At 68.4% G+C, this 19,432-nt stretch carries 20 protein-coding genes; 12 read left to right on the top strand and 8 right to left on the bottom strand.

Annotated elements, in window-relative coordinates; translation table 11 throughout:
* Window positions 1-265: 265 nt before the first annotated feature.
* Genes ABD817_RS03840 through ABD817_RS03830 form a run of 3 tightly spaced genes read left to right on the top strand, consistent with a single transcriptional unit; the run spans window position 266 to window position 1,408 of the window.
* Complete coding sequence (locus tag ABD817_RS03840; RefSeq protein WP_344914986.1) at window positions 266-838, top strand: RNA polymerase sigma factor; 573 nt, start codon at window positions 266-268, stop codon at window positions 836-838.
* Window positions 831-1,271, top strand: coding sequence for a hypothetical protein (locus tag ABD817_RS03835; RefSeq protein ID WP_344914984.1), 441 nt, complete (start codon window positions 831-833; stop codon window positions 1,269-1,271). Before ABD817_RS03840 ends, ABD817_RS03835 begins: the two co-directional genes overlap by 8 nt.
* Complete coding sequence (locus tag ABD817_RS03830) at window positions 1,268-1,408, top strand: hypothetical protein (RefSeq protein ID WP_344914982.1); 141 nt, start codon at window positions 1,268-1,270, stop codon at window positions 1,406-1,408. The genes ABD817_RS03835 and ABD817_RS03830 overlap by 4 nt, the downstream gene beginning before the upstream one ends.
* Before the next feature lie 582 nt (window positions 1,409-1,990).
* On the opposite strand, the gene ABD817_RS03825 is transcribed toward ABD817_RS03830, so the two are convergent.
* The gene (locus ABD817_RS03825; RefSeq protein ID WP_344914980.1) at window positions 1,991-2,425 is read right to left on the bottom strand and encodes a hypothetical protein; all 435 of its coding nucleotides are present in this window, start codon (window positions 2,423-2,425) and stop codon (window positions 1,991-1,993) included.
* 197 nt (window positions 2,426-2,622) lie between these two features.
* On the opposite strand from ABD817_RS03825, the gene ABD817_RS03820 reads away from it, so the two are divergent.
* Entirely contained in the window at window positions 2,623-2,859 is a 237-nt protein-coding gene (locus tag ABD817_RS03820) for a hypothetical protein (protein WP_344914978.1), read from the top strand.
* A 273-nt stretch (window positions 2,860-3,132) separates the two neighbouring features.
* Here ABD817_RS03820 and ABD817_RS03815 read toward each other — a convergent pair whose 3' ends face one another.
* Window positions 3,133-3,510, bottom strand: coding sequence for a hypothetical protein (locus ABD817_RS03815; protein WP_344914976.1), 378 nt, complete (start codon window positions 3,508-3,510; stop codon window positions 3,133-3,135).
* 901 nt (window positions 3,511-4,411) lie between these two features.
* On the opposite strand from ABD817_RS03815, the gene ABD817_RS03810 reads away from it, so the two are divergent.
* Window positions 4,412-5,929, top strand: a complete 1,518-nt coding sequence (locus tag ABD817_RS03810) for an MDR family MFS transporter (RefSeq protein WP_344914974.1) — start codon at window positions 4,412-4,414, stop codon at window positions 5,927-5,929.
* A 108-nt stretch (window positions 5,930-6,037) separates the two neighbouring features.
* Here ABD817_RS03810 and abc-f read toward each other — a convergent pair whose 3' ends face one another.
* Window positions 6,038-7,672 (bottom strand): ribosomal protection-like ABC-F family protein, encoded by a 1,635-nt coding sequence (gene abc-f, locus ABD817_RS03805; RefSeq protein WP_344914972.1) that lies wholly within the window; start codon window positions 7,670-7,672, stop codon window positions 6,038-6,040.
* Window positions 7,673-8,246: 574 nt separating this feature from the next.
* Here abc-f and ABD817_RS03800 point away from each other — a divergent pair.
* Window positions 8,247-9,212, top strand: coding sequence for an alpha/beta fold hydrolase (locus tag ABD817_RS03800; RefSeq protein ID WP_344914970.1), 966 nt, complete (start codon window positions 8,247-8,249; stop codon window positions 9,210-9,212).
* 258 nt (window positions 9,213-9,470) lie between these two features.
* Here ABD817_RS03800 and ABD817_RS03795 read toward each other — a convergent pair whose 3' ends face one another.
* Together ABD817_RS03795 and ABD817_RS03790 are read right to left on the bottom strand one after the other, a co-directional pair.
* Window positions 9,471-10,049: a YdeI/OmpD-associated family protein gene (locus ABD817_RS03795; protein WP_344914968.1), complete on the bottom strand. Its 579-nt coding sequence runs from the start codon at window positions 10,047-10,049 to the stop codon at window positions 9,471-9,473.
* Between the two features lie 33 nt (window positions 10,050-10,082).
* Entirely contained in the window at window positions 10,083-10,847 is a 765-nt protein-coding gene (locus ABD817_RS03790) for an SDR family oxidoreductase (RefSeq protein WP_344914966.1), read from the bottom strand.
* Between the two features lie 66 nt (window positions 10,848-10,913).
* On the opposite strand from ABD817_RS03790, the gene ABD817_RS03785 reads away from it, so the two are divergent.
* Window positions 10,914-11,564 (top strand): TetR/AcrR family transcriptional regulator, encoded by a 651-nt coding sequence (locus ABD817_RS03785; RefSeq protein ID WP_344914964.1) that lies wholly within the window; start codon window positions 10,914-10,916, stop codon window positions 11,562-11,564.
* A 159-nt stretch (window positions 11,565-11,723) separates the two neighbouring features.
* Here the strand turns inward: ABD817_RS03785 and ABD817_RS03780 are convergent, their stop codons facing one another.
* Together ABD817_RS03780 and ABD817_RS03775 are read right to left on the bottom strand one after the other, a co-directional pair.
* Entirely contained in the window at window positions 11,724-12,305 is a 582-nt protein-coding gene (locus ABD817_RS03780) for a putative glycolipid-binding domain-containing protein (RefSeq protein WP_344914962.1), read from the bottom strand.
* Between the two features lie 41 nt (window positions 12,306-12,346).
* Window positions 12,347-13,552: an epoxide hydrolase family protein gene (locus ABD817_RS03775; RefSeq protein WP_344914961.1), complete on the bottom strand. Its 1,206-nt coding sequence runs from the start codon at window positions 13,550-13,552 to the stop codon at window positions 12,347-12,349.
* Between the two features lie 62 nt (window positions 13,553-13,614).
* Between ABD817_RS03775 and ABD817_RS03770 the strand changes: the two genes are divergently transcribed.
* The 4 genes from ABD817_RS03770 to ABD817_RS03755 all read left to right on the top strand — a co-directional run bounded on the left by ABD817_RS03770 (window position 13,615) and on the right by ABD817_RS03755 (window position 18,189).
* Window positions 13,615-14,673 (top strand): helix-turn-helix transcriptional regulator, encoded by a 1,059-nt coding sequence (locus tag ABD817_RS03770; RefSeq protein ID WP_344914959.1) that lies wholly within the window; start codon window positions 13,615-13,617, stop codon window positions 14,671-14,673.
* A gap of 212 nt (window positions 14,674-14,885) precedes the next feature.
* On the top strand, window positions 14,886-15,926 hold the full coding sequence (locus tag ABD817_RS03765; protein WP_344914957.1) for a cupin domain-containing protein: 1,041 nt from the start codon (window positions 14,886-14,888) through the stop codon (window positions 15,924-15,926).
* Window positions 15,927-16,389: 463 nt separating this feature from the next.
* On the top strand, window positions 16,390-16,728 hold the full coding sequence (locus ABD817_RS03760; RefSeq protein ID WP_344914956.1) for a hypothetical protein: 339 nt from the start codon (window positions 16,390-16,392) through the stop codon (window positions 16,726-16,728).
* Between the two features lie 321 nt (window positions 16,729-17,049).
* Window positions 17,050-18,189: an acyltransferase family protein gene (locus ABD817_RS03755; protein ID WP_344914954.1), complete on the top strand. Its 1,140-nt coding sequence runs from the start codon at window positions 17,050-17,052 to the stop codon at window positions 18,187-18,189.
* 20 nt (window positions 18,190-18,209) lie between these two features.
* On the opposite strand, the gene ABD817_RS03750 is transcribed toward ABD817_RS03755, so the two are convergent.
* Window positions 18,210-18,626, bottom strand: a complete 417-nt coding sequence (locus ABD817_RS03750) for a VOC family protein (protein WP_344914953.1) — start codon at window positions 18,624-18,626, stop codon at window positions 18,210-18,212.
* Between the two features lie 80 nt (window positions 18,627-18,706).
* On the opposite strand from ABD817_RS03750, the gene ABD817_RS03745 reads away from it, so the two are divergent.
* Complete coding sequence (locus tag ABD817_RS03745; RefSeq protein ID WP_344914951.1) at window positions 18,707-19,291, top strand: TetR/AcrR family transcriptional regulator; 585 nt, start codon at window positions 18,707-18,709, stop codon at window positions 19,289-19,291.
* The last annotated feature ends 141 nt before the right edge of the window (window positions 19,292-19,432 follow it).

The following is a 19,432-nucleotide window of genomic DNA, read 5'->3' as shown; positions in this document are numbered from 1 at the left end:
TCGCAACCGCGCGATCCATGGAGTTTTCCTTTGGGCTGCACATGAGAAGAACGTCCCAACCTTGATCGATCGGGGCGTACCTAATATCTCGGATCAGTGCACCTGGTGCGGTGACCACGTGCATTGGCCGGGTTGATCGATCGAGACCTCGATGGTCTCTCGCGCTGGGGGTGGGACACCCGAGGGAAGACGATCCTGGCGTGCGGCGAAGGATGGGTGATCGTAACCATCATCCGGAAGGCAGGCTTATGCCGGAGACAAGAACTTGATCGCCGAAGTGGGCGAACAGGTGACCGACGCCGCACTCGTCGCCCGGTATCGGCGGGACCCTGACCTGTTCACCGCCGTGCACGACCGCTACTACCGCGACATCTACCTGTACGTGGCCGGTCGGCTGGACACGCAGACCGCCGAGGACATCACGGCCGAGACGTTCCTGCTGGCCTTCGACAAGCGTGATCGGTTCGACCCGGAACGCGGGGGCCTGCGGCCCTGGTTGTTCGGCTTCGCCACCAACCTGATCGCCAGGCACCGGCGCAAGGAGAAACGCCACTACAGGGCGCTGGCCCGGCTCGGCCCGGAACCCGTCGTAGAGGGTCACGAGAACCGGTTCGTCACTTCTGTCGCGGCCCAGCGTATGCGGCCGCACCTGGCCAAGGCGCTCGCCGCGCTGTCCGGTGGCGAGCGCGATGTCCTGCTGCTCGTGGCCCTGGGCCGGCTCAGCTACGACGAAGTGGCCCAGGCGCTCGGCATCGCCGTCGGCACGGTGGGCTCCAGGCTCAGCCGAGCGCGCGCGAAAATCCACGCTCTTATCGACGAGGAGACGGCTCATGGATGACCTGAAGGCACTCGCCACCCTGCCGGCCAAGCCCGAGCCTCCCGCTGAGGCGATCACGCGCAGCAGAGGCCGACTCCAGGACAGGATGCGAGGCCGCGTGCGGCGGCGGATCGGGTGGCTCGTACCCGCGCTCACCCTGGCCACCGCCGTCGCGGCGGTCGTCGCCGTGCTCGCCACGGGCGTGATCACGCTCGCCGGCGCACCCATCTCGGGCAGGGAGGTCCTGCTCATGGCCGCTGCCAGCGCGGAACGCACACCTCAAAGTTCCGGGACCTACTGGCACGTCAAACGTGAGACGCCGGACGGGGACAGTTCGCGTCGGGAGAGCTGGATCACGCGCGATGGCCGGCGTTGGTCCATCGGAGATCCGGGCGACCCTCCAGACGTCGTCGTGTCAGACCCGGCCCCCTCATGCTCAAGGGAGCCGAAGTGAGCATCGAGGACCTCGAAAGGCTGCCGACGGATCCCGAGGCGTTGAAAGCGTGGCTCACCGGGCTTCAGGGACGCGAGAGCGCCATGGCCGCATCCGAGCAGCGAGGTGACCCCCTCTCCTCTCACTTGTCACGCTGATCTCGGAGCTGCCGACACAGCCGGAGGTCCGTTCCGCGGCGTTCCGGGCACTCGCCACGACTCCGGGCGTCGAGAGTACGGGCGCGGTCGAGGGTGGGCAGGAACTGCGGTTTCCCTATCCTGATACCGAGTGGGAGATCAAGCTGGTCGTCGATCCTGAAACCGCCCAGGTGACGCGCACCACCTATCTTTCCGGCAACGACGGAAGCGTGACATTGAGCAAAAGATTCATCTGGGTGACCACCGGCTGGACGGACCAGCCTCCTCGGTAACGCCTGAGCGGACGATGGCCGAAGACCTCACCGCCGATGAGGAAGCCGGAAGGCTGACGCCGATCCTTCCGGGCGGCGAACAGGGTGACGACCGTGTCGGAGCGCGTTGAGCGAAGCGCCGCACAGCAGCCCGTACAGCGACACCGCCTTACAGGAGCACCCTTCACCGGCCCGCGATCACTGCCTGAGCGGGGCGGGATCCCGCTGGTGAGGCGTCCTCCCCTCCCTGCGGATCGGAAGCCGGGGTTTCGAATCGCTTCGGCCGCACGCCTGCGGGAAGGCCCCTGGACAGGTTGGCAGGGGGCTCTCGTCACCCTTCGAGAGTGGCCACCACGAGGTAGTGGAGTGCGCCGCCGGCGAGAATGGCGACCGCGCCGGCGAGCCACATCGGCGCATGATCTTTCCCCCTGGACAGCAGAGGGGCTCCCCGGTCGTGTGGTCTTTGCACAGCCACCTGGGTGACATGAACGACCAGTACCAGCAACACCGACAACACGGTGTAGGTGCTGGAGCTCACCCTGGTATCCCAGATCAGGGCCACATCCACGATCAGCCCGAGAAGACCGGTGCCGACGATGAGTGCTCTGCCCCTCTTCGGTACGTCGAGGCGAGCGGCGTTCATCAGCGCGATGGCGGTGACGGCGGCGGCCCCGCCGAGGAGGGCCACGTATCCCTGGGACTGGAGCCGCCACGGCCGGGGACGTCCAGCCACCACCGGCGGCTGGGACGGCACGTCCGTGGACATCACAGGAACAACCTCCAAGATCCGATCTTGGAATTCTTATCCTATTCGGCCTGGTACCGCCAGATGCCGGTGGGCGACGGCACACCGGTACGGCGACCGCGCACGTTGGCCGGGTTGATCGATCGGCCGACGGCCGAGGTACGTCGATCTCGCGGTGGGTTGTCGACGGGGTTCACCCGTCGGGGGAGGGTCCTGTCATGGCTGAGCGAGTGCGAGTGCGCCGGTTGGCTTCGGAGGAAGGCGCCGAACCGCTGCGGATCGTGTGCCGCGGCGAGCACGGCTCGATCCGGGTCCGCCGAGCGATGGCCGTCATGGCGTCCGCCTCGGGTAACACCGCCTTGGCGATCGCCCGCCTGGTGGTCGCCGACGACGGCACCGCGCGTGAGGTGATCCACGCCTTCAACGAGGTCGGGCCGGCCGTACTGGACCTCTGAATGGGTGGACGCGGTCGGAGTGTGGGCCGGGGGCCCTCGAAACGGGGCGGGCTCGGCCGGAGATGAGGCTGGACGAGCCCGAGAGTCGCAACATCGTGCCCTGTACCAACCGCTCCGTGTCAAGGCGCGGTGCCGGTCAGGCCTGACTCTTCGCCGTAGCGGGCCACCGGCATTTGTCTGGCCGTCAGCGGGCGGTCTTTCCGTCGGGATACGCGTCGCGGTCTCACAGAGCGGCCGCGATTGCGGTTGGGCGTACGGCTGGCACCGATGTTCTTAAGTCACGGTGTTCCTGATGTATCCGACGGCCCCGGTGCTGCAGTTGTACATCTCCATTCGATAGGAGCCGTAAAGGCCGTAGACGTATCCGTACCTGTGGCTGGCCACGCCAACGCGACCCGAGTAGACGATCGCACCGTTGGCGACATCGACGATACGCATACTGCAGCCCACGGCGGAAAGACCGGAGTCCCAGTAGTAGTAGACCCAATGGCCACCGGAGTTGGCCGGGATGCTGCCCGTGGTGCAGCCGGTCCCGGGGACGATGCACCTCGCCGTAGCGGCCTCCGCCGGTGAGGCCGCGATCATGCTGGCACTCACCACCAGTGCCAGTCCTGCTGCGTATCCGGCCAGTTTTTTCAGCATGTAAGACATGTCCCGCTCCTGTTTAATAATGCAATGACTATTCGTGGAAATAGTGGGGTGGGAAAGTAATCTTTGACCGGCGGGTGACGGGCTGTGATATCCCTCACCGCCCATGACGGTGAAGTTTCGTCATCGGTGGAGCCGCCACCGGCGCTCGTGTCACTCCACTGCCAGAGGTCGGGGCGCATCGCCCGTCCATTCCTGCGATCCACGCGTACGTTAGGAGGTTTGGTGATACCGGGAATGGTGTAGCGGTGAAATGCTGACTGACTGTTATGTGCCTCTTTCTGGTTATCTACTGGTAAGGATCACATATGTCCGGCTGCTCTCCTTGCATCTGAGTGCCAGCCCGTTGACCATGCGTGCCAATCGCGCGCGGATCGGCCTCTCCTCGCTCCCGCGTAGGGACGCCCCGCCACGGAGAGCTTTGAGACTCGGGGCACATCCGTGATCGTGCGGCCACTCGTGTCCCGCGGATCGTCGAATCCGATCGCCGTCCGGGATGAGGAGTCCTCGGTGGCCTGATGGTCGCCGCATGTCGGTGGCGGGCGGCGGGAGGCGGGGGTTGGTGGTGGGATGGGTGGCTCGTTGACGTGGGGTGGCCGGATCCACCGCCGAAGGCGCGGTCGCGGGCCGGTGAAGTGGTGTCCCGGCCCTCGGAGCGGGTGGCGTGCGCGGTGTTCGCCCAGCTCACAGCGCGATTCGGATGCTCCTTCGGGTGATCTGAAGATCGTCTTCCGCAGGTGAAAACCGAGTGACATCTCATGTCACTTGCCGGAATGCTGGGGGTGGGCGATGAGTTTTGTCAGTGGTGTAGGTCATCCTTTGCATGCCCACAACTTTTCGTGAGCCCCATAGCTGGCCCGCCAGCCGTGATCACGTCATATCCGACAACCTTGATCGAGGTACCGTGCTCAGCCCACAGCTTGACTCACCCGCCAAACCCGCGGCCGCCGCTCCAGGTCGCACCCCGGCCGTGATCCGGCTGCTGGTGCTCGCCACATTCGTGGTCATCCTCAACGAGACGATCATGATCAACGCCATCCCGCGGCTGATGGAGGCGCTGCACATCACCGAGCAGACCGCGCAGTGGCTCTCGACCGCCTTCATGCTGACCATGGCCGCTGTCATCCCCATCACCGGATGGTTCCTGCAGCGGGTGTCCACCCGCAGCGCGTACAGCACCGCGATGGGCCTGTTCCTGCTCGGTACGGCGCTGGCCGCCGTCGCGCCGTCGTTCGAGGTGCTGCTGGGCGCCCGCATCATCCAGGCGTCCGGGACGGCGGTGATGATGCCGCTGCTGATGACCACGCTGATGCAGGTGGTGCCCGAGTCCGACCGGGGCCGGGTGATGGGCACCGTCTCCCTGGCCATCTCGGTCGCGCCCGCCATGGGCCCGACGGTCTCGGGGGTGATCCTCCAGTTCGGTTCCTGGCGGCTGTTGTTCGCCGTGGTGCTCCCCATCGCCGCCGTGATCACATGGCGTGGCCTGAAGCAGCTCAAGAACGTCGGAGAGCCCGAGTTCAGCACCGTCGACTGGTTGAGCGTGGTGACCGCTGCCGCCGGGTTCGGCGGCTTGGTCTACGGGCTCAGCCGGTTCGAGGGCGGTGACGTCCGCGTCGCCGCCGCGATCGTGGCGGCCGGCCTGGCCGCCATCGCCGTCTTCGTCTTCCGCCAGCTGTCGCTGCAGAAGCGCGGCGTGCCGCTGCTGGACCTGCGGACCCTGCGCCACCGCACCTACACGGTCGCGCTGATCCTGATGTCGGTGGCCTTCATGGCGATGCTCGGCTCGATGATCCTGCTGCCGCTGTACCTGCAGAACGTCCGCGGGCTCAGCGCGCTGGAGACCGGACTCCTCGTGATGCCGGGCGGCCTCGCGATGGGGCTGCTCGGTCCGGTCATCGGCCGCCTGTTCGACCGGTTCGGTGGCCGGGTTCTGGTCATCCCCGGCGCGCTCGCGATCACGCTCGCGCTCGCCGGTTTCACCCAGATCACGATGAGCATGCCGTTCTGGCAGCTCCTCGGCCTGCACGCGCTGCTGATGGTGGGGCTGGCCGCGACCTTCACCCCGGTGTTCACCCTCGGGCTCGGAGCGGTTCCCCCGCCGCTCTACTCCCACGCCAGCTCGATCCTGAGCACGCTGCAACAGGTCGCCGCGGCCATCGGCACCGCGCTCGTGATCACCGTGATGAGCGCGCGAGCCGACTCCCTGAGATCCGCGGGAGCCACGGAGTTGCTCGCCAACCTCGGCGGTATGCGACTGGCCTTCATCATCAGCGCGGTGCTGTCCGTGGCCGTGGTCATCACCGCCGTGATCCTCCCCGCCCGAGCGGACAAAGCCGACGAGCGAGCGGACAACGCTGATGAGCGAGCGGACAACGCCGACGAGATCGAAGGGCAGGGGACCCAGCCGATGGCATCGGTGTGACGACGCTGGAATGAGACGCCGCGACCTCCCTCGCCGGGCAGGCCATGCCTGCCCGGCGACCAGCGGATCAAGCGCGCGGGGTTTTCCCGGTACGCGGTCAGGTGCTGTTCATTCCTCGGGGGCTCCCGTTTCCAGCAGTCGGCCCTCGGAGAGTCGTAGCCAGCGGTTGATCCTGATCTCCGCGAGGAAGCGTTCGTCATGGCTGACCACCACGAACGCGCCCTCGTAGGCGCTGAGCGCGCTCTCCAGCCGGCCGACGCTGACCAGGTCGAGGTTGTTGGTGGGCTCGTCCAGCAGCAGTAGTTGGGGCGCCGGTTCCGCGTACAGCACGCAGGCCAGGGTGGCGCGCAGCCGCTCGCCGCCGGACAGCGCTCCAACGGGCAGGTGGACGCGGGAACCGCGGAACAGGAAGCGGGCGAGCAGGTTCATCCGCTGGGCCTGCGGCATTCCGGGCGCGAACGCGGCCAGGTTCTCCGCCACGGTACGGCCGAGGTCGAGCAGGTCCAGCCGTTGGGACAGGTAGGCGACCCGGCCGTCGGCTCGTCTGGGCCGGCCGCCGTCCGGTTCGAGATCGCCGTTGATCAGGCGTAGCAGGGTGGACTTGCCGGTGCCGTTGGGGCCGGTCAGCGCGATCCGCTCGGGTCCCCGGATCGTCAGGTCGGCGCCCTCTCCCGCGAACAGGGCCCGATCACCGTGGTGGACCCGCATCCGTTCGCCGAGGAAGACCGTGCGTCCGGCGGGGACGTTGGTGCCGGGCAGTTCCAGGGTGATCCTCTGCTCGTCGCGCAGGGCGCGGCCCGCCTCGTCGAGCCGGGCCTTGGCGTCGTTGACCCGCGCGGCGTGGGTCTCGTTCGCCTTTCCCGCCGACTCCTGGGCGTCGCGCTTCATCGTCCCGGCGAAGATCTTCGGCAGGCCGGCGTCCTTGAGGTTGCGGGCGGCGTTGCCGGCCCGGCGTGCCGCCCGCTCGCGGGCCTGCTGCATCTCCCGCTTCTCCCGCCTGACCTCCTGCTCGGCGTTGCGGACGTTCTTCTCCGCGACCTCCCGGGCGGCGCGTACGGCCTCCTCGTAGTCGGTGAAGTTCCCGCCGTAGGAGCGGATCTCGCCCCGGTCGAGTTCGGCGATGCGGTCCATCCGGTCCAGCAGCGCCCGGTCGTGACTGACCAGCAGCAGGCAGCCGTTCCAGTCCTCCAGCACGTCGTGGAGTTTGCGGCGCGCGTCCAGGTCGAGGTTGTTGGTCGGTTCGTCCAGCAGCAGGACGTCGGGCCGTTTCAGCAGCTGCGCGGCCAGGCCGAGAGAGACGACCTGACCGCCGCTGAGGGTGCGCAGGCGCCGGGTGAGGGAGATCTCCCCGAGACCGAGCCGGTCCAACTGGGCACGGGTGCGTTCCTCGATGTCCCAGTCGTTGCCGATCGTGGTGAAGTGCTCCTCGCGGGTGTCTCCGGACTCGATGGCGTCCAGGGCCCTGATCACCGGAGCGATCTCCAGGACCTCGGCCACGGTGAGGTCGCCGGTGAGCGGCAGGGTCTGCGGGAGGTAACCGAGCGGGCCGCTGACGGACACGGTTCCGCCGCCGGGCCGGTACTCGCCGGCGATCAGCTTGAGCAGGGTGCTCTTACCGGCGCCGTTCGGGGCGACGAGGCCGGTCCGGCCGCCTCCCACGGTGAAGGAGAGGTCCTGGAAGACCGGGGTGTCGTCGGGCCAGGAGAAGGAAAGGTTCGAGCAGATGATGAACGCGTCGGACATGCGAGAGACCTCGGGTGGGATGCGGGCGCGCCGGAGCCGCCCGGCAGGGATCGGTGGGACGACGACAATGACGAGACGGCCACGGCGACGGCGCTCCTATGCGCCCGCGGTGGCCGGTCACTTCCGGTATCACCCGGAGATGTCGTCGTCGCCTATCACGTCCGGTCTCCCTGATTCCCTGTCACTCACGGCCCAGCATATTCGATGTGGAGGTGGGTGGGCGCGAGCCGGGAAGGGCCTCGGCGCGGGGCCTCTGGGCTGCGGGATCGTTCTTCCGCCCGTTTCCGGCGGGGTTTCTTCGCACGTGACGAGTGGCGATCACGGAGCGGTGTGTGGCAGCAACACCGCATTCCAGAAGATGCGCCGCGGAACGATCCACCTCGACAGTGTGGCACTGGTACGGCGAAGCCGACTCGTGAGAGCGGTGCGCTCCGATCGGTGAGGATCCGTGAGGGTCCGTGAAGATCCGTGAAGATCTGTGAAAGGGAAGCCGAATATGCCGTTAGACGCAAGAACCGTGCGAGCGCCGGGAGCGGGACCGCGAGGACCGAGGCTGGGGAGGGTCGCCCTCAGCGTGTTCGTCGCCCTGGTCATGGCCCTGCTCACCACGACCGCCAGCGCGGACGCGAACAGGAGGATCCACGAGCCTTCTGAGGGTCCGGCGAGGTTCGCCCCCGGGTTCAACCACGGGAAGGTGGCGGTGGACGGCGGCACCCTCCACTACGTCCGCGGCGGGTCGGGCCCGGCCATCGTGCTCCTGCACGGCTGGCCGGAGACCTGGTTGATGTGGCGCAAGGTGATGCCCGACCTCGCCCGCAACCACACCGTGATCGCCTTCGACCTGCCGGGGCTGGGGGACTCCAGCGTGCCGACCACCGGCTACGACAAGGTCACCACGGCGCGGCGGATCCACGAGGCCGTCAGGAAGCTGGGCTTCACGCGGGCGGCGCTCATCGGCCACGACCTCGGCGCCCTGGTCACCTACGCCTACGCGCGTGACTTCCCGGCCGAGGTGGCCCGGATCGCCGTGATCGAGACGCCGCTGGCCGGCTTCGGCCTTGAGGAGCTCTACGGAATAAGCTGGCACTTCCGGTTCAACATGTCCCCGGCGCCGATCCCCGAGCGGATCATGGACAACGACGACGTCAGCACCTACCTCGGCATGATGTACGACTTCAGTTACCGTCCGGAGGCGATAGAGCGCGAGCCCTACTTCAGGGCCTACGCGGACCCGGCCAGGCGCACCGCGGGGTACGGGTACTACCGGGCGTTCCCCGCGGACGCTGAGAACAACAAGGCCAACGCGGCGAGGCGGCTGCCCATGCCGGTGCTGGCGATCGGTGGTCAGTACTCGTTCGGGCCCGGTGTCGCCGACTCGTTCCGTCAGGTCGCCGACGACGTCCGCACGGCCGTGGCGCCCGACGCCGGCCACTACGTCCCCGAGGAGAACCCGCGCTTCATGAGCGACTGCGCGAGGCTCTTCCTCGGCCCCTCGACCGGCACGCCGCAGCGGCCCGAACTCGCCGGCTGCGCCCCGTAGCGCCGGAGCCGGACGGATACCCGACCGGAGACCGCGCCGAGCGGCGGCGGGAACGACGGCGGGAACGTCGGCCCGCGGGGACGGGGTGTCAACGCGTCGCCGCGTCGTCCTGAGCACGGTGGCCGGAGCCGAGGAGGTGATCTCCGGCCCGGCCACCGTGCCCACCGCGTTGGTGTGCAGCGGCTCGGGACTCCGCGACATCAGCAGCACCGCTGTCGGCCCGGCCACCGTGGTCGCCGCGTTGGTGTGCAGGCTGACTTATCTCGATTTTTCGCTTTTTGTCAGTGTTTCTACGACTTTGTCGAGCCGGGCCTTCCTGTTCTCCGGCGTGAGCGCCTGGAGCAGCGGCAGGATCACCAGGTAACGACCGGTCTTGTCGAGCGCCTCGAACGCCTTCTTGGCCTCCGGGGTCGCGTCGAGCGCCGTCGCGAGATCGGGGGGCACCGTCGCCGTCTTCTGCGACTCGTAGGCCACCGCCCACCGCCCGTCCTCCTGCGCCTTGCGCACCTCGGCCAGCCCGGGTTCGCGCATCCGCCCCTCGGCCGTCAGCATCGCGACCTTGTCCACGTTCACCTGCGACCACAGGCTCCTGGGGCGGCGTGGCACGTACTTCTGCAGGTAGTACCGCTCGTCGAGAGGCAACCGCTGCCCGGAGATCCAGCCGTAACACAGCCCGACGTCGACCAGCTCGTCGGAGGTGACCGTCGGAATACCGGTCTTCTTCTTGGCCAGTTTGATCCACAATCCCTCGTGGCGCGTGTGATGCTCGGCGAGCCAGCTCTCGAACGCCTCGGCGTCCACGAAGGCGATGATCTCCACTCCGTCGCGCTCATCCATATTGATCAGGCTAGCGTCCGGCCGGTCGGTCGATCAGACGCGCGGTCCGAGGAACAGGCCGCCACTCGCGTCGACGACCTGACCGGTGATCCAGCGCGCCGCGTCGGAGGCGAGGAACGCGACCACGTCGGCGACGTCGCCGGGCCCGCCCAGGCGATCGAGCGCCGTCGTTCCGATGATGAGCTCGGCCAGGCCCGGCACTTCGAAGACCGATCCGTTGGTCGCCGTCCGGGTGGCGCCGGGAGCGACCGCGTTCACCGTGATCCCTCGGACTCCGAGCTCGTTGGCCAGGGTCATGCTCATCGTCTCGATCGCGCCCTTCGTCATGGCGAAGGACGTCTGGGTGGGGTTGGCCATCCGGGTCGCCACGGACGAGATCGTGACGATGCGGCCCCCGTCGCGCAGCAACGGCAGTGCTCGCTGGATGATGAAGTACGGCGCTCGCACGTTCACCGCGAAGAGGTGGTCGAACTCCGTCCGCGTCGTGGTTCCGAGCGGACCGGCGGGCGCGGCCGCCGCGTTGTTGACGAGGATGTCGAGTGGCCGCCCGGCGAGCCCGGCCTCGACTCCCGCGAAAAGGGTCTCGACGTCGTCGTCCACGCCCAGCTTCGCCCCGACGGCGAGCGCGGTTCCACCGGCACGCTCGATCTCGTCGACCGTCGCCGTCGCACCGTCCTCGTCCGTGCCGAAATGCACGATGACCACCGCTCCCTTCGCCGCCAGCCGGGTCGCGATCGCCTGTCCGATGCCGCGCGACGCTCCGGTCACGAGGGCCGTCCTGCCGGTCAGATCACTCATGCCGACCACCTCTCTGTTAGTAACTGCCAATCTGGTAGTTACTATCACCAAGGTAGGATCTATCACATGCCCGACCAGCACACAACATTGCGAGCGCGACGACGAGCCGAGACGCAGCGCGTGATTCAGGCGCACGCGGTACGGCTGTTCACTGAGCGCGGATACGACGCCACGACCGTGACCGACGTCGCCGACGCCGCGGGTGTGTCGCCCATGACCGTGTACCGGCACTTCCCCACGAAGGAAGACCTCGTGCTCGTCGACCAGCACGGCCGGCTCGTCGCCGAGCGGATCGCCGCGTCGTCCGTCGCACAGCCCCTGGTCCGCCGCATCGGCGGCGCGCTCATCGCCTCGGCCGCGATGTTGACCCGTGGCGACCACGGAGACGACCCGGCGGCGGATGAGCGGTTCCTGCTTGCCCGCCTCCGGCTCATGATCTCGACGCCGGCCTTACGGGCCAAGCACCTGGACAGCCAGTACGCCCTTCAGCGGGCGATCGTCGATGCCCTGGAAGACGATGCCACCGATCCCGACACGGCGTTTCACGCCCAGGTGGCGGCCAGTGCCTGTCTGGCCGCCATGCACACGGCACTGGTGCGCTGGGCCGAGGACGACGGGCGGACCGAGCTGCCCGACCTGATCGCGAAGGCGCTCACCGCCGCCTTCGGCGACGACTTCACCGAACCGACCGGCGGCGTGTCGACGCCCCGGCGTTGACAGATTCCTGCTTTTTGTGCGGATTTCCCGAGTTCACGTTCGGCAAGCCCGTCGACGACCTCACCAGCCCTTTTCTGACCGGGGTGCTGCCGCGCGAGGCGCGGCACGAGAGCGTCCTCCTCCCGGGCCGCCCACCGCTTCGGTTGGTGAGGGAGGAGGTCACGCCGCGCGTACGGCGATCTCGGGGTAGTCGAGCACGAGGCCGGACTCGTCGTAGACCAGGAGGCACGCGAAGTCGAAGACCAGGGCGCTGTAGTCGTAGCGCTGCCGGGAGTCCTCGTCGGCGACGCGGACGTAGTCCTGCTCAAGCCGTTCGACGGAGAGATCGGTGGCGCGTACGTAGGCGGCGGGGGCGGGCGACCGGTCACCGACGCGCAGGCCCATCCGATGCACGGGGAAGGCGTTGGTCATCGCCGAGGACTCCAGGTCGACGTCCAGGCAGCCGTCCAGGTGGGGGGCGGGTGCGCCGTCGACGAGCCAGTGGCCCGCGCCGTCGGCCTCCAGCACGAGGTGCCGGAACCCCGAGGCCGAACGCCCCGTGATCCGCGCGCCGCGCGTGGTCCAGGAGGCGTCCAGTTCGATGGCGTAGCCGACGATCCAGGTCTCGCCCTCCTCGACCGCCGTCGTGCACCCCTCGACGCGCAGGCCGTCGTCCGAAGGCTGGAAGTAGGCCACCTCGAAACCGTCCCGCGCGTCGAGATGCCGCCACGCGGCGGTCTTCGGCGGTGTCGTGAAGGTCATCGTTCGATTCTGCCCGCCGAACGGCGGCGCTGTTGCCGGGATTATCGCGCGATGCGGAAGAACTCACGCAGGTCGCCGACGAGTAGGCCGGGTGTCTCCATCGCGGGGAAGTGTCCGCCTCGGTCGAACTCCGACCAGTGGCCGACGGTGTTCGCCGGGTCGGTGAGGGCGCGGATCGTCGAATCCGCCGCGAACACCGCGATCCCCTGCGGTGGTGCCGGTGCCGACGGCCACCCGGCCTGGTCGCCGCCGTCGCCGCCGTCGCCGGACTGGCCGGCGGCCATCTCGCGGTAGGCCTGCATCCCCTCGTAGAGGATGTCGGCCGAGGACGCGCCGGAGCCGGTGAACCAGTACAGGCTCACGTTGGTGAGCAGCTGGTCGCGGTCCACCGCGTGCTCGGGCAGTTCGGCGGCCGGGTCGGTCCACTCCTTGAACTTCTCCGCGATCCACGCCAGCTGTCCGATCGGCGAGTCGGTCAGCGAGTAGGCGAGGGTCCGCGGCCGGGTGGACTGCAGGTGCAGATAGCCGAGGCCATCCTGGCGGGTGGCGTTGAATCGTTCGGCGCGCGCCCGGTCCGTGGCGGACAGGCCGTCCAGCTCGATGGGCGGGCCGAACGGGTACGGCGACGGACCGTTGAGGTGGGTGGCGACCACGCGGCCGGGGGCGGCCATGGGTAGCAGCGTGACCACCCCGCCGCCGACGTCGCCGCCCTGCGCGGCGAATCGCCGGTAGCCGAGCCGGTTCATCAGCTCCCCGAACGCGGCGGCCACCCGGAACAGGTTGCCCCAGCCCGGTTCCCGCACCGGGTTGGAGAACCCGAAGCCGGGCAGTGACGGGATCACGACGTGGAAGGCGTCCGCCGGGTCGCCGCCGTGCGCGCGGGGATCGGTCAGTGGCCCGATCACCTTCAGGAAGTCCACGAACGAGCCCGGCCAGCCGTGGCACAGGATCAGCGGCAGGGCGTCCGGCTCGGGTGAGCGGACATGCAGGAAGTGGATGTCCTGGCCGTCGATCGTCGTCACGAACTGCGGGTGCTCGTTCAGCGTCTTCTCCTGCGCGCGCCAGTCGAAGCCGTTCGCCCAGTAGAAGGCCAGTTCCTTGAGGTAGTCCACGGGGACGCCGCGCTCCCAGCCGGTTCCGCGGACCTGCCGTGGCCAGCGGACGCGGGTGAGGCGATCGCGCAGGTCGTCCAGTTCGGCCTGCGCGATGTCGATGCGGAACGGACGAATGTCGGTGTTGTTGTCCATGTCGGTAAACGTAGAAGCGATACAGGAAACCTCCGTTCCTGTATCCGGGACAGACTTGGAACATGTTGGACACGGCACAACGACTGCTACGGCTGCTCTCCCTGTTGCAGTCGCCTCGGGAGTGGACCGGGCCGGAGCTCGCCGAGCGTCTCGGCGTCACCGCGCGCACCGTTCGCAACGATGTGGAACGCCTGCGCGGCCTCGGCTATCCGGTGCACGGGGTCAGGGGCGTCACTGGCGGGTACCGGCTCGGGGCCGGTGCGGAGCTGCCACCGCTGCTGCTCGACGACGACGAAGCGGTCGCCGTCGCGGTCGGGCTGCGGGTGGGCGCCACCCAGGGCGCGGTCACCGGCATCGAGGAGGCGGCGCTGCGCGCCCTGACCAAGCTCGAACAGGTGCTGCCGTCGCGGCTGCGCCGTCGCGTCAACGGCTTGCGCGCGTACCTCGTCCCGCTCCCGCGTTCGGGCCCCAGCGTGGACGCCACCACGCTCACCATGATCGCGGCGGCCTCCCGCGATCACGAACGGCTTCGGTTCGACTACGCCGGCCACGACGGGTCGGCCAGCCGCCGCGAGGTCGAGCCGCACCGGCTCGCGCACGACCGAGGCCGCTGGTATCTGGTCGGGTGGGACGTCGCGAGGTCCGACTGGCGCACGTTCCGGGTGGACCGGATGCGGTTGCTGACGCCGAACGGCCCGCGGTTCTCCCCGCGCGAGGATCCCGGCGGTGATCTCGTCGGCCATGTCGCCGGTGGCCTGGCCACCGCGACCTGGCAGTGCCGGGCGCGGGTGACGGTGCGCGCACCGGCCGAATACGTACGCGACCGGCTGCCGCCCGGAGTTCCGGTGGAGGCATTGGGCGATGACGCCTGCGTGGCCGAGGTCGGCTCGGACACGCCGCGGATGCTGGCCGCGTACCTCAGCATGCTCGACGCCGACTTCCAGGTCACCGAGCCGCCCGAACTCGTCGCGGAGATCCGCGTGCTGGCCGACCGCTACCGGCGGGCGGTTCCGGAGGGAGCATCTCGCGGTACATCGCCGCGCAGCGTGCCCGGCATCGAGCCGCCCGACCAGCCCGGTGAACCTGAACGTGGACGAGGTGCTCCGAGAGCCGGTCGATGAACGTGAGATCGCCCGGCGGTGTCGGCCGGCGCACGGGGCTCTGCGTACCAGCCGGAAGTCATACGGCGACACGCCGCAGCAGTACCCGACACAACGGTCACCTGCTGCTTAACCTGCAGAAACAGGCGTACACCATCAGTGTGGACGTGACCATGTGACCCAGGCCGGAGTTCGATCGCGACCGTGCGGGTCGCGACAACGAAGGGGAAGTCATGACCGGCACCTCACCTCACGTCACCTCGCTGGCGACCGCGCCACCCGCGTTCGAGAGCGAGCTCGGATCGGTCACCCTGGTCGACGCCGGGGCGCTGCCCATTCTCAGCGGGCTCTCGATCAAGCGAGTGGTCCTCGAACCCGGTGCGATCCGCGAGCCGCAGTGGAACGTCAACGCCAACCAGCTCGGCTACTGCCTTTCCGGCACGGCCCTGGTGTCGATCCTCGGAAACCTCGACGTCTTCTCCTCGTTCGTCGTCACCGCAGGTCAGATGTACCACGTCGAGTCGGGCGCGGTTTACCACATCGAGAACGTCGGCGACGACCGCGCCGAGTTCGTTCTCGCGCTGCGCGACGAACGCCCCCGGCACTTCTCGCTGCACGACAGTCTCAGCGCCATGACCGACGCGGTCCTCGGTAACACCTACGACCTGCCCGCCTCGGCGTTCGCCGCCTTCGACCGGTCTCCGGCCCAGCAGATCGTCCGCCGTACCGGCGCCGCCGACGTCCCGTCCACGGCCGGACTGCCCAACGCCCACCTGTTCGACGTCGAGGGCCAGCACCCGCCGCTGTCCTACGCCTACGGCGACGCCCGCCTCGCCCGTAAGCAGTACTGGGCCGCTCTGGAGGACATCTCCATGTACTCGCTGCGCATCAGGGAGAGCGGCATGCGCGAGCCGCACTGGCATCCCGTCACCGGCGAGATGGGATACGTCGAGAGGGGGCACGCCCGCATGCGTGTCCTGGACCCCGACGGCGCCCTCGACGAGTACGTGCTCAACCCCGGTGACGTGTACTTCGTGCCCCGCGCCTTCCCGCACCACATCGAGGTCCTCGGCGAGGACGACATCCACTTCCTCATCTTCTTCGACCAGGCCATGCCCGCCGACATCGGCTACCGGGCCAGCGCGTCGGCGTTCTCCCGCGAGGTTCTCGCCGCGAGCTTCGGCATGCCCGAGCGTGACCTCCCCCGGTTCCCCTTCACGCCGGTCGACCCGCTCTTCGTCGCCAGGGTCAATCCTTCCGACCCGATTCGCTGAGGACGCCGCCCGGCCGCGTTCTGCCCGGTTTCGGTTCTGCGACCGGCGGCCCTCCCGTCGAGGAGGTCGCGTCCCTTCCGGGACCGCTGGGCCTCAGCGGTCCCGCGACGCCGCCGATCGGCGTACCTCTGACATATTCGCTGCGTAACGGGACTCATCACAATTTTCCCTTTAACGGACATGAATTGATCGCGTGAATTACCAGGGAAAAGAGACCTGGTTTGTCGGTTGCGCGCTGGCCGTGGACACAGGAATGACGGAAAACGCGGCAACGGCTGTCCATCGGTTCCTCCGCCCTCGGCTTGGCGCGGATGGGCAAAATCCTGGCGTGGATGGGCAAAGACACGGGATCGCTTCTGAGTGATCATTAATTCAGTCCCAACGCAGCGATACCTTCCGCCGGAAAACGACCCTCCCTGTCAACCGGTACCGAAGGTGCTCAACAGAAGGAAAAGGTCAACACATGAAGAAGATAGCCATCCCCCTCCTGGGCGCCACGCTCGCCGCGGCCTTCTCCCTGGCGGGTGCTTCCGCCGCCCAGGCGAGCAGTCTTACCGCCGGGACGTCCGCCGCGCTGGGCACGGCGCCGTCCTGCATTTCGCGCGTGGTCTCCAACAATGACCCCACCGACCTGAGCAACACGACTGTCAAGCTGACCAACAACTGCGGCCAGACCATGAAGGTGAAGGTTATCTTCCACGCCGGAGCGGACAGCGCGTGTCACACCCTGTCCGCGGGACAGGTTAAGACCATCGGCGCTATGAGCGTGTTCTCGACGTACGACAAGACGGTCACCTGCTGACCGCACACTTGTGCAGATGAAACCGACGGCCCCGCCGGGAAGAATTCCCCGGCGGGGCCGCTGGTGTAGGGGCGCCGACGAGAAATGTGTCAGTGAATTGATCTCGACAGGATCAACTCGGGCAGACGAAATCTTCACCTCCGAGGACTACCGGCAAATCCACCGTGCCCGGGTCAGGTCGTGACGGGCGCACCGGCTGCCGGAGGTGATCGGTGACGGGCGTATCGGCCGCCGGAGGTGATTGGGGCCATGGCCGTCGTGCTCCGGGGTTACGGGCCATGGAGTGCCGGGAACCGCTGAACATCGCCTAAAGTCGGGCGAATGGCCCCGATCCCCTCGCGGCTGGCCTGGCTGGACGCCCTGCGTGGACCGGCCGCGCTGGCCGTCGCGCTGCACCACTCCGGCTGGACCTTCATCCCGGGCGTCTGGGCCGAGGTGGACCGCAGGATCGACGTCGGCACCTGGGGCGTCTTCGTGTTCTTCCTGGTCAGCGGCTACATCATCCCCGCCTCCCTGGAACGGCGCGGTGACCTGCGGGCCTTCTGGATCGGCCGGGCCTTCCGCCTGCTCCCCCTGCTGCTCGCCGCGCTCGGCCTGGCCCTCCTTCTCGCGTACGCCGGGGTGCTCGTCCTCCACCCGGGCCTGAGCACGCGCCCCCTTCCCCTGGTCGTCCTCGGGAACGTGACGATGCTGCAGGAGTTGCTCGGCGTGCCCGCCGTCATCGACGTGATGTGGACGCTCTCGTACGAGATGGCGTTCTACCTGCTGGCGGTCGGGCTGTTCGCCACGGGACGGGCGCACCGGTCGGCCGAGGCCGCGATCGTCCTGGCGCTGTCGGCCGTCCTGCTGGGCCTCCTGCTGCCGGGCCCGGTCATCGGCGGGCGCGCCGACCTGGTCGCGGCGCTTCTCGGGGTCGCGGTGGTCGCGGTCGTCGTGGTGTCGGCGCGGGCGGGGGGCGGGACGCGTACGGTCGCCGCGGTGGCGGGTGGCATCCTCGGCCTCGTGCTGGTGATCCTGGGCAGCCGGATCGGCGCGTGGCAGGGGTTGATCATCCTGGCCGTGATGTTCGCCGGTACGGCCGTGTACCGCGCCGAGCGGGGGACCATCCGGTGGCGTACCGCCGTCACCGCCGTGCTGACGGTCCTGGCCTGTGGGGTCCTCGCCAAGGACGATCCCGGCTGGGCCCCGGCGATCCTGCTGGCCGCCGCCTTCTTCGCGGCCGGGTTCGCGGCGCGGCGCAGGTCGTTTCCCCGGTGGCTCGCCCACCTCGGGGTGATCAGTTTCTCCCTCTATCTGCTGCACCCGCTCCTGCTGAGGGTGAGCCCGAACCTTCCGCTGTTCTTCCTCACCCTGGTGCCGCTCTGCTACCTGACCCACCGCCTGCTCGAGGCCCCCGTTCAACGTCTCGGCAGGCGGTTGGCCAGGTCCTCCCGGAGGGAGGCCGCGCCGGGCGGATCCTAGGACCCGTCCGGTGGTGCGGGTCAGGGGGTCGCGTACTGCTCCGCGTAGGCGGTGGACGGCTCGGTCGGGGTGATCACGTCGATGAGCACACCGTCGGGCGCGGCCACGATGAAGTGCCGCTGCCCGAACTCCTCGGTGCGCAGCGTCAGCTCCACCGGGAGTCCCGCTCGCCCTACGAGCCTGTCGTGCTCGGCGTCGACGTCGGCCACCTCGAAGTTGAGGATCAGCCCCCGTACCGCCGACCGGTATTTCTCCGGGACCGTCGGATGGTCGCTGTCGACGAGCGCCAGCTCGTAGTGCGGCGGCTCCGGCCGTCGCAGGCTCACGTACCAGTCCGCCTCGAACGTCGTCTCGAAGCCGAAGAACCGCCGGTAGAAGTCGTGGGACTCGGCGATCCGATCGGTGCAGACGACCGGGTAGAAGCTCGTGAGGGTCATGCTCTCTCCCTTCGGCGAATTCACATACCGTCGGTATGTGAAGCTAACATACCATCGGTACGCGAACAAGGGAGGCCACGGTGGACCGGGCACGGCAACGGCTGGAGACCAGGCGGGCGCTGGTGACCGAGGCCAGGACACTGTTCGCGCGGCACGGGTACGCCGCGGTGAGCCTGGCGCAGATCGTCGGGGCCGCGGCCGTCACGAAGGGCGCGCTCTACCACCACTTCGAGAGCAAGGCCGCCCTCTTCCACGTGGTCGTCGAGCAGGTGCAGCAGGAGGTCGGCGAGCGGGTCGCCGCTGCGGCGGACACGTACGACGACCCGTGGGAGCAACTGGTCGCGGGATGCCGGGCCTTCCTCGCGGTGAGCCGCGATCCCGAGGTGCAGCGGATCATGCTCGTCGACGGCCCCGCGGTGCTCGGCTGGAACGAGTGGCGTGCCATGGACGAGGCGTCCTCGGCGCGGCACCTCACCGAGGCGCTCGGCACGCTGATCGAGGCGGGGGTCGTCGCCCGCCAGCCCGTGGAGCCGCTGGCCCGCCTCCTGTCCGGCGCGATGAACGAGGCGGCCCTGTGGCTGGCCCGCTCGACGGACCCCGACGACCTCCCCGCCGTCACCGAGGCGCTGTCGCGCATGCTGGAATCCCTGCGCGACCAGCGGTAGGCGACCGGGCCGCTCCCCGGTACCAGATGTCACCTTCGACCGAAAACCTCAGACATGAACAAATCACCCTATAAAGTCATGATTCGGTAAATGTAGGATGAAGTTCGAAGGATGCGGTCGTCTGACCGGTGGCGGGCGCCG

The organism is Streptosporangium oxazolinicum, from assembly GCF_039537505.1.
Taxonomy (GTDB): Bacteria; Actinomycetota; Actinomycetes; order Streptosporangiales; family Streptosporangiaceae; genus Streptosporangium; species Streptosporangium oxazolinicum.
Note: the sequence above shows the minus strand (reverse complement) of the source record. Positions and strands in the feature narration are given on the sequence as shown.